Annotated in this window: 9 protein-coding genes; 6 read left to right on the plus strand and 3 right to left on the minus strand. The window is 39.0% G+C overall.

Annotated features, from left to right (window positions below; all coding sequences use genetic code 11):
• The first annotated feature begins 284 nt into the window (after window positions 1–284).
• Window positions 285–1,061, plus strand: coding sequence for a Uma2 family endonuclease (locus H6G79_RS28830; RefSeq protein WP_190595108.1), 777 nt, complete (start codon window positions 285–287; stop codon window positions 1,059–1,061).
• A 167-nt stretch (window positions 1,062–1,228) separates the two neighbouring features.
• On the opposite strand, the gene H6G79_RS28835 is transcribed toward H6G79_RS28830, so the two are convergent.
• Window positions 1,229–2,365: a cob(I)yrinic acid a,c-diamide adenosyltransferase gene (locus tag H6G79_RS28835; protein ID WP_190595107.1), complete on the minus strand. Its 1,137-nt coding sequence runs from the start codon at window positions 2,363–2,365 to the stop codon at window positions 1,229–1,231.
• A gap of 375 nt (window positions 2,366–2,740) precedes the next feature.
• Between H6G79_RS28835 and fraC the strand changes: the two genes are divergently transcribed.
• From fraC to H6G79_RS28855, 4 genes are all read left to right on the plus strand, one after another.
• On the plus strand, window positions 2,741–3,295 hold the full coding sequence (gene fraC / locus H6G79_RS28840) for a filament integrity protein FraC (RefSeq protein ID WP_190595106.1): 555 nt from the start codon (window positions 2,741–2,743) through the stop codon (window positions 3,293–3,295).
• A gap of 46 nt (window positions 3,296–3,341) precedes the next feature.
• The gene (gene fraD, locus H6G79_RS28845) at window positions 3,342–4,373 is read left to right on the plus strand and encodes a septal junction protein FraD (protein ID WP_190595105.1); all 1,032 of its coding nucleotides are present in this window, start codon (window positions 3,342–3,344) and stop codon (window positions 4,371–4,373) included.
• 211 nt (window positions 4,374–4,584) lie between these two features.
• Entirely contained in the window at window positions 4,585–5,355 is a 771-nt protein-coding gene (locus H6G79_RS28850; RefSeq protein WP_190595104.1) for an ABC transporter permease, read from the plus strand.
• A 192-nt stretch (window positions 5,356–5,547) separates the two neighbouring features.
• Window positions 5,548–6,867: a 2Fe-2S iron-sulfur cluster-binding protein gene (locus H6G79_RS28855; protein WP_190595103.1), complete on the plus strand. Its 1,320-nt coding sequence runs from the start codon at window positions 5,548–5,550 to the stop codon at window positions 6,865–6,867.
• Between the two features lie 221 nt (window positions 6,868–7,088).
• Here H6G79_RS28855 and H6G79_RS28860 read toward each other — a convergent pair whose 3' ends face one another.
• Both H6G79_RS28860 and H6G79_RS28865 read right to left on the minus strand, forming a co-directional pair.
• Window positions 7,089–7,838 carry a hypothetical protein gene (locus tag H6G79_RS28860; RefSeq protein ID WP_190595102.1) on the minus strand — a complete coding sequence of 250 codons (750 nt, stop codon included), beginning with the start codon at window positions 7,836–7,838 and terminating at the stop codon, window positions 7,089–7,091.
• 5 nt (window positions 7,839–7,843) lie between these two features.
• Window positions 7,844–8,746, minus strand: a complete 903-nt coding sequence (locus H6G79_RS28865) for a hypothetical protein (RefSeq protein WP_190595101.1) — start codon at window positions 8,744–8,746, stop codon at window positions 7,844–7,846.
• 532 nt (window positions 8,747–9,278) lie between these two features.
• Here H6G79_RS28865 and H6G79_RS28870 point away from each other — a divergent pair.
• Window positions 9,279–9,491, plus strand: coding sequence for a hypothetical protein (locus H6G79_RS28870; RefSeq protein WP_190595100.1), 213 nt, complete (start codon window positions 9,279–9,281; stop codon window positions 9,489–9,491).
• Window positions 9,492–9,523 lie beyond the last annotated feature (32 nt).

Below are 9,523 nucleotides of genomic sequence, written 5' to 3' on the forward strand. Positions count from 1 at the left end.
GAAATAAAAGCATTTTCCAGAATTTCTGGCGTTCAGATCACATTTTATCCTCAAAGAAATTTAACATTTTCGTAGTATTTCTGCTGCTCGTTTCTTAAAAGCACCTATTCCTTCAATCAGATAATTTCTTGTTTTTTGAAAATTTTTTGAGATTTTAGATTTTAAAATCCAAGAAGTCTCATTGAGATATTTTGAACTTGGCATCTACCCGTTTCTAAGTACGATCGCATCATCTTCGTGCTGGGAGGGGTAACATAAGAAGAAACTAATATTGATGCTGTGTTATGGCAACCCAACTCAGTGCAGCTAAATCGCCTACTGACATGGTAATCTCTTGGGAAGCATTGCCCAATGATTATCAATTAGAGGATGAACCTGTGGAGAATACCAATCAGCCAATTTTGGCTGGTGCGTTGCGTGAAAGCCTAGAAATTAGCGGTTTTATTCAACCACAGATGTTGATAGCCTCGAATTTTGGTCTTTGTGCAACTGTCAATGGACAATTGATTTTAAAAGCACCTGATTGGGTTTATGTTCCAGCAGTAAATCAAATTTTCAGCGATCGCAAAAGTTATACTCCTAATTTAGAAGGTGAAGTACCTGCGATCGTGATGGAAATTCTCTCTGACACCGAAGGCGGGGAATATTCTGTTAAACGCACCTATCCGCCAGGAAGATGGTTTTTCTATGAACAGATTTTACAAGTTCCCATCTATGTGATTTTTGAACCAGATGGGGGTTTATTAGAATTTTACCAACTGAAAAATCAACGCTATGAGTTGCAGCTACCCGATGAAAATGGTCGTCATTGGGTAGAGTCGATGAATTTATTCTTAGGAACTTGGCAAGGTACTAAAGAAGCCCGGACTGGTTATTGGTTGCGCTGGTGGGATGCCAATGGTAATTTGTTACCTTGGGCTGTGGAACAAATTGAACAAGAACGCCAACGTGCTGAACAAGAACGCCAACGCGCTGAACAAGAACGTCAGCAAAAAGAAAGATTAATGGCTTATCTGGCATCTCAAGGCATTGACCCGAATAATTTACCTGCTTTGGAGTAGCTGTACTAACATCATATAAGCTGGGTAGACCCTAGAGCGGCGGTATTGGTGTAAGGTAATCATTTCTTGGTGGTCAAGATAGTTGAGAACATCATTAACATACCACCAAGCAAAATAGCGATCGCCAATCCGCCAGTTGCTAAGTCCAGCACGTTAGTATTATCCATTTAAAAATCAACTCCCCGCTTGAGTTCTACGCCGTGATTAGCATAGTGCTTGTGACAATATACCTCAGAGTGGATACTGGCTAAATCAAAATAAGCGGGTTGTTGTTGGCAACGGCCAGTAATAATAACTTCTGTGTCACGGGGTTTGCGGAGTAAGGCTTGGACAATTGGTTCAACTGGGAGGAGTTCTAAATCGACTGTGGGGTTGAGTTCATCTAAGATGATCGTTTTATACAACCCAGATGCGATCGCAGTTTTGGCAATTTCCCAACCGCGTTCAGCTTCGACATAATCTAATTCTTGCCGGGAATTGCGCCACACGATCGCATCTCTGCCACAACGTTGATGATCTACCACTTCTGGGTATGATTGTTGCAAGGCAGCGATCGCTGCATCTTCGGTATAACCGCTACCACCTTTGAGCCATTGCATAATTAACACGCGAGTAGAACCGGGATGGTTAATTCCCCTACCAATGGCTTGTAAAGCTTTCCCCAAGGCGCTGGTTGATTTACCTTTCCCTGCACCAGTATAAATTTCAATCCCTTCAATTAATAGCTGTTGGGCGATGGGGTGATGTTGCGGCTTCATTTCCGAGTGTAAATCGGCAATTTCTAGCAATTTTTCCGGTGCGCCGCGTCCGGTAGCAATGATTTCTAATTCTTGGGGTTTGGATTTTAACGTGCGTACCACTTCATCTACTGGTAGCAAACCTAAATCGAGGACGGGGTTAAGTTCATCTAATACTACTACTGAATATAACCCAGAGGCGATCGCACCTTTGGCGACATCCCAACCCCGCGCTGCTTCTTGTCGGTCGTAGGGGATAATTTCTTCAGCACTAAAAAATTCGGCTCTTCCCGTCCGTACCTGATCAATTAAATGAGGAAATCCACGCTGTAGGGCTGCGATCGCTCCATCCTCATCATAATCACGTTCTGGCCCTTTTAAAAAGCGCAGCAGTAAAACGCGATTGTAATTATTTTGAGTATTTATCCCTAAACCAATTGAGCGCAGTACGACCCCTAAAGCCGCTTGGGATTTGCCTTTACCCAAACCATCATAAACGTGAATTTGACCTGTGAGTCGCTCAGAACGTGCTTGTGCTGTGCGAATTCCAATGCCGTTCCTTGTCATCTCTCAAAAACCTGTAACGTGGCAGTCTCTAATCTTACCTAACCTCTTGCACTTCCAGATATAAAAAATCTTGGTTGGGTACTTCCATACAAGAGTTAGCAGGATATATTAACAGGGTAAATAGGGGTATACTGGCACACCAAGATGGTACATCCAGGGGAGTAGGGAATCGGGAGTCGGGAGTTGGGATACAGCATTGATGAAGGCTTGAAAACCCAACTCATGCTATCACCCTCAAAGGTGGTGCTTCCCACCAACGGGTTGTTGATTCCTCTATCACTCTCTACTCCCGCTCCAACGGGACTTGGTGATTGACTATATCAGCCTGATTATCCCTATTTTGTCCTTACCCTTTCACTGCAAACCTACCTGACTATGCTCAACGACATTTTTACCCTACCTAACCCGCCGCGACTGTTGCCGATTGGCGTGATGTTGTTTAATTTATTATTTTTCCTGGTGGCGATTCCGATTGAAGCTTATATTTTCCATTGGCGGTTAAAGTTTGACAAAAAAACGAGTATTTTTTATGCGATCGCCACTAATCTTTTTTCGGGAACTATTGGTTGGGTAATATTTTTTATCTTAGAACCGATGCTGCCCCCAGACTTTAAATCGGAATTAATTAACTATGTATTTTTTAATAATTTTCGCTCTCCCACTACCCAAGCCACGTTAATTTTTACGACTTCGATTATTTTCTTTGCTACTTTTTTAATGAAATTTGTCCTGTTACAGCTTTTGGTATTTACCTTAAGAGACGATGGTTGGAAAAAACCAGAAATTGCCGAAACATCCCAGCGCCGACAGTTACGCCGTGAGATTCCGGGAATCAAATTGCAAACTACTAATTTGGTGACTGCTACATTAATCGCCAATTCTCTTAGTTATACAGTGATTACGATCATTTTATTGATTCGCAATCGCTAAATACTGTTAGTTATTTGGACATATCTATAACGTTAGAGGTGAAAAAATGAATGTTTTGTTTAAAGATTTGTTTGGCATATTTAAAATTTTTGAAGATGTCTATGCCAGGGTCAAAAAAATCTTAGTTCCTACTCAAGCCTATGCTTGGCAGACATTTATTTATTTGAGTGTATTTTCAGGATTTTTATCTTATTTTGCCAATGGTTATATCAGAGATATCATTGCATTTTGTGGCTGGTTATTTTTAATTGCTGGCACAGCTTGGTATACCACTGATGATCCCATCAGAGTTCCTGGCACTTTTATGCCTGTGGGTGCATTGATTACAGGATTTTTAGTCAGTGTTTTTGCGTTTGGTAATCAGCAGGATGTAATTACGCCTAGAACCATTGTGCTTTGGCCGACAATATCTTCTTTAATTACAGCAATTCCCGAATTTTTTGAAGGCACAGATACAGATTCTAAAGCGCAAATTCCTAAGCCAGAAGTCAGGCAGAAAATTCTGATTTTAGTAGCCAGTTGTATGATTTTAAGTTGCTGGATACAATTTTACTTTGTCATGGATAAATGGTTACAAGAATATCCTAGTTTGCTGGCCGATAATTTTCAGCGCAGTACCTTTGTCAGAAGAACAGACATTAGCGAAAAAGTGCCAAAAAATGGCGTGATTATTTTAGATAAACTACAACCACTAGTAGAACAGCAAATTGATGAAAGACCTTGGTCACAGGTAGAAAAATGGCTACTAGATGCCAAATTACAAGTAGGCAATTTAGGTAATCGAGTTATTGATAAACAGCTAGGAAAGTATGAAGAAAAAGCTTTGTGGCGAGTTGAACCGCGTGTGGCAAATACAAAATCAGGGGGATATGTTTTAGATTTGCTGAGTATTTGGCGTGGCCCCAGTTCTAGTCAAAAAGGATATTATCTGAAAAAATCTTGTCGGATTGATCCGGTAGCAACTTCAGGTAAAAAAGCTATTACAAGCACAAACCCAGAAGACAAAATTGCAGTCGGGGAAATAGAATGCGATCGCGTCAGTAAGTTTGTTGCTGGTTCACCACCACCACAACAGTAGTTTTGTGGGAGTGGGGAATGGGGAGTAGGGAGTAGGAGAGGTAAGGGGGACAAGGGGGACAAGGAGGAAAAGGGGGAAAATTAGAATCTTTAACTCAGCACTCAGCACTCAGCACTCAACACTCAGCACTCAACACTCAGCACTCAACACTCAACACTCAGCACTCAGCACTCAGCACTCAGCACTCAGCACTCAGCACTTTTAAGAACAGATGAGAACTTTTGTAATTGCGAAAAATGTATTTCAGGAAGTAGTACGCGATCGCATTTTATATGTGATTGGATTTTATACGTTAGTGCTGGCGATCGCGTGGCGAGTACTACCGGAATTTGCGGCGACTACTGAAAACAAGATGATCTTAGACTTTGGGATAGTGGCGATTAATGTCATTAGCTTAATTGTCGCCGTTTTTATCGGTACAGGACTGGTGAAAAAGGAAATTGATAAACGCACTATTTTAGTGTTAATTGCAAAACCAGTCAGCCGCAGTGAAATTATTGCTGGCAAATTTTTGGGTTTGTCAGCAGTTTTGGCTGTGTTAATCAGCACGATGACGGCCATTTATCTGGGATTTTTGCAAATAGAGAATATCCCTCATCCTACACTTAGTATTGTGATTGCCGCAGTTTTTCTGTTTTTACAGATATCTTTAATCAACGCTGTGGCGATTACACTGGGTGTTTTCACTAATGCTTTACTGGCGATAACGTTAACCTTTGCTGTGTATTTAATGGGGAATATTAGCCAAGATGTAGTTAAATTCGGGCGTTTGAGTCAAAACCCCACAATGGAACGCATCACCCAAGGGTTGTATCTGATTTTGCCAGATTTATCGCGCTTAGATTTAAAAAACGATGCGGTGTATGGAATGCAGGCTTTACCGAATGCAACTATATTAATTACCAATGCTGCTTATGGCGTACTTTATTGTATTATGCTGCTGGCGATCGCTAGTTTCGTCTTCTCTAAGCGGGAGTTTTAAATGTTAGTCACCATCAGAAATTGTTTGTAATTCTTAATTAATTCACGCGGTATTTCTAAAGTAAATCTAAAGAGAACCAAAGGTCATAAAAACGAACGCTAGGATGCTGATAATCTTTTTTAAAAATGACTGAAACCAGAATCTTTGCAAGTACATACCAACATAACTAAAAGTCTGAGGTAGGAAATAACAATGCTGGAAAGTCTGGGAAGAATTAACCATCCATTAGTCAGAAGCGTTGCCGCAGCAGCTACCGTTGGTTCAGTAGTTACTTTGTCTACTGCTATTATTATTGGGTTTGCCAACCCTAAAGATAAATCTGCCCATCAATTTGGTGTGTATTCTTCACTATTTGGCGCGGCGGCTGGGGCTGTATTTGGCTTGGTTTACACAGGTAAAGATAGTGAAGATAAATCCACTCCCGACATTTCCACAGCAGACAGCAATGTTTGGCAAGACTGGCGAAATTTTGTTGTGGTTCGCAAGGTAAAAGAAAGCGAAGAAATCACATCTTTTTATTTACAACCAGAGGATAAAGGTGAAATTCCCAACTTTCAACCAGGGCAATTTCTGACGATTAAACTTGATATTCCTGGACATAATAAGCCTGTAATTCGGACTTATTCACTGTCAGATTATTCTGAAACGAGTGAATATTATCGTCTTTCTATTAAACGCGAACTTGCACCCAATGGATTAGATGTCATGCCTGGTGTAGCATCTAATTTTATGCACGATCGCATTCAAGAAGGTGCAGTTATTCCCGCCAAACCACCAAACGGTAAATTTGTGCTGGATGTGCATAAATCTACCCCCGCAGTCTTGATTAGTAATGGTGTTGGAATTACACCGATGATCAGTATGGCGAAAGCTTGTACTCGACTGAATCCTCAGCGTCAGGTTTGGTTTATACATGGTGCAAGAGACGGACAATTCCATGCTTTTCATGATGAAATTATGGAAATTGCCCAACAAAATTCTAATTTAAATATACATATTCGCTACAGTCGTCCTAGAACAGAAGATGCAGGTAAATATCAAAGTGTAGGATATGTTGATGCAGCTTTAGTGCAGGAATTATGTCAACAAGAAGCGGAATATTTTTTATGTGGTTCAACTCCATTTATTCAGTCTGTTACTGAAGGACTCAAAGCTGCTGGAGTACCTAATAATAAAGTTTCTTTTGAATCCTTTGGGAACCCGATAAAAACTGAGTCGCCAAAATCAACTCAGGCTGCAACTCCAGGTGAAGAATTTGCAGAAATTGTCTTTGCTAAATCTGGTAAAACTTTAACATGGCAACCGAGCGATGGCACTATTTTAGAATTTGCCGAAGCTAATGATATTGATGCGCCTTTTAGTTGTCGGATAGGAGTTTGTGGTACTTGTATGTGTAAACTCCGCGAAGGGGAAGTGAGTTATCAAGAAGAACCAGGCGCAACCATTGATGAAGGTTCGGTGTTGATTTGTATTTCTCAACCCGGTAGTTCTAAATTGGTGTTGGATATTTAATTAAGGTTGATACCAGATTTAAACTCCATCTCTTTATAGCAGGACTTACGCACAAAGATTATCTGTGGAGATTGGGTGTAAGGATTTTGAATAAGTACACCCTATACCCCTGTACCCCTACACCCTCACCAAAACCCTTAATTTTTTGTTTTTATGCGTAAGTCCTATATGGGTGGAGTATTCACCAATTCTGCATTCTGTCTTTTGACTCCTTTTTATGTTCACAAATTAGGGCGATCGCCAACGAATTGATCGTAAAACTGATATTTTAGTTGGTATGCGTTATTTTCAATATTGATGCAGTAAAGTAAGGCATCTTCAGAGGTAATTAGTTTTTGTAAGTGAATTGCCAACTCTTGAGAGTGAGTGAGTCCACCTAGAAAGCTTTCTTTACCAATATCAGAGTTTCTGCTGTCATGGATCATGTGGAAATAATAAAATTCTGATCTAATTTTGTGGTTTGATTGTCCATTTGATAAACGTTCAGAAATTCTTTCCCACAAACAGGAATACTCAACTGAAACCAGTACCTCTGCCCAAAAACGCAGAAACGCTACAAGCCCCAGTTGAAAATGCTTTTTCTCTAGACAACCAACCATTAGTTTATAGCTTTCATCTCTGACCATTTTAGTATGAGGCGTTTCAGGCATGGTTAAAATCATTTCAGAGGTAGCGCCTAGATTCAGCAAATCTTGGAAAAGTAACTCTCGATGGGAAGGAAGTGGAATGCCTTTTGTATTACGAGGAAATTCTTCATTTAGAATGCCTCTAACAATTTTTTTAATCTGCTCATCGGTAAGAGCATCAATCACAAATTCGTAGATATTGACAATAGAAAGTGATAAAAAGCGGCGCTGGATGAGGATTTCTAGGAAATTCTGCCAAGAGATTGTATCAATTTGAATAAATAGTGGATGTGATTTAAATTCCTCAATCAATGAAATCTCAAAACTATTGATTTTTTCCATCATAATTTCTAGGTTGTAAATAGAATTTTGAGGTCATTTCTCCAATTTATATTGGGATCTGGATAAAATCGGCGAGCAACTTGCCACATCAATTCAAAATCGTTTTGTAAAGTATGCGTTATAAATTGATTAGAAGTATTCAGTTTCATTTCTAACTGAAATGTATTAACAGCAAGGGAACCATGTAGGAAAGGTGCAGCTAACATATAATCACCAGCCCGATAAATTGCCAGAGAAGGAAGTGTATCATAAAGCTTAATGTTGAGCAGTTGAGAATTATCGGAAATTCTGATGATTTTTTCTAGCATCTCCAAATTAGCAATTACATAATCACAAATATTGAGTTCATCATTAATACTAGTATTAGCATATTTTCTCAGAACATCTTCTCTCAGCTTGGCAGCATTGGAATAAGGCCAAGCAAGTAAGATTCTGATTCGGACATGATTTTTAACGCACTCAGTTAAATGCTCAAAATAATCATTTAAATTAGGAGCAAAAGTCTGAAGAATATCTACATATTTCTGCTCTGGATTATCTGAATAAATCAATTTCTCAAGTTCCTTGCCAAAGGTATCCCTAGGAAAATTTGGATATATATAATTCAAACCTATCTGAGAAAAAAAGATATCTTTGTTTTGATATTGAATATATTTTTCCGTCAGATACTTATGAAGTTGTGGAAGCTTATATCCTTTTCCATAAATTTGAAATTTTCTATAGATATTTTTGAGCCTTTGGGTAAAAGCTTCTTCTTCAATTAGCGAATAGGATTTAATGTAAGTGTCTAATAAATCTTTTTTTGTAGGACAGTGGCTTTCCCCTAAACACATTAACACTTCTATTTCCAGAGGTGTAAGTTCAGATTCTCTAGAATTGCATAGTGCTTCTAAAAAAGAATTCCAATTCATAAAATATTTGCCAATTAAAAAGCACAGAAAAACAAAATAATTTGCAATTACTCAGTCAGAGATATGTCATTAATCCATTCTACTTCCTAGCTGATGGGGTAACGAAAACCTCTGTAAATAAGATGCAGCAATAGTTTTAAGCCAGTATTCTATAAAAAGATAAACTTCATTTTCTGGCTTGATTGATTCTATTATCAATAAGCTTAGGGCAAAAGTCTTACTTTTCCATTTAACTTGGTTCTAAATTTAGTTGTATCTTTATGGCGGCTATTCTATAACCCTTGCTATATAAAGCTTTGAAACTAGATTTTCACCTCCGCCCAGACTTACTAGACATATACCAGAAAACAATAGACATGTACCAGAAGACAATAAGCAGGAAGAAAAGTCTTACTATTCCTGGCATTCAAATTTTTAAATTGCTCTAACATCTCTGACTACCGCTACATTACACCTCACTACACTTTCTCAATATTTACTCATCTCTAGATATGGACGATGATGTGCATACTTTTAATCAAGGTGACTACTCATGTTTAATGCTTTTGAAGCCGCCCTTTATCAACGTTTACAAGATTTTAAATTACATGATCCAAGCCATGAATTTGGGTTTACTCGCCATCTAATGAAAAATCACGGTTGGACGCTAACCTATGCACAAAAAGCGATCGCAGTTAGAAAAAATTACTGGTCTTCAAGCAGAAACTCCACAAGCCACGAAACTTGCCAATTAAACAACATTTAGTAACGCACATCAGATAAAACTCAATAGGCTTT

This window comes from Anabaena sp. FACHB-83 (assembly GCF_014697485.1).
In the GTDB taxonomy this organism is placed as follows: domain Bacteria; phylum Cyanobacteriota; class Cyanobacteriia; order Cyanobacteriales; family Nostocaceae; genus Nostoc_B.

Excerpts from the sequence above, each read along its gene's own strand:
- fraD (WP_190595105.1), top strand. The coding sequence starts at position 3,342 with ATGAATGTTTTGTTTAAAGATTTGTTTGGCATATTTAAAATTTTTGAA.
- H6G79_RS28830 (WP_190595108.1), top strand. The coding sequence starts at position 285 with ATGGCAACCCAACTCAGTGCAGCTAAATCGCCTACTGACATGGTAATC.
- fraC (WP_190595106.1), top strand. The coding sequence starts at position 2,741 with ATGCTCAACGACATTTTTACCCTACCTAACCCGCCGCGACTGTTGCCG.
- H6G79_RS28855 (WP_190595103.1), top strand. The coding sequence starts at position 5,548 with ATGCTGGAAAGTCTGGGAAGAATTAACCATCCATTAGTCAGAAGCGTT.
- H6G79_RS28835 (WP_190595107.1), bottom strand. The coding sequence starts at position 2,365 with ATGACAAGGAACGGCATTGGAATTCGCACAGCACAAGCACGTTCTGAG.
- H6G79_RS28850 (WP_190595104.1), top strand. The coding sequence starts at position 4,585 with ATGAGAACTTTTGTAATTGCGAAAAATGTATTTCAGGAAGTAGTACGC.
- H6G79_RS28870 (WP_190595100.1), top strand. The coding sequence starts at position 9,279 with ATGTTTAATGCTTTTGAAGCCGCCCTTTATCAACGTTTACAAGATTTT.
- H6G79_RS28860 (WP_190595102.1), bottom strand. The coding sequence starts at position 7,838 with ATGATGGAAAAAATCAATAGTTTTGAGATTTCATTGATTGAGGAATTT.
- H6G79_RS28865 (WP_190595101.1), bottom strand. The coding sequence starts at position 8,746 with ATGAATTGGAATTCTTTTTTAGAAGCACTATGCAATTCTAGAGAATCT.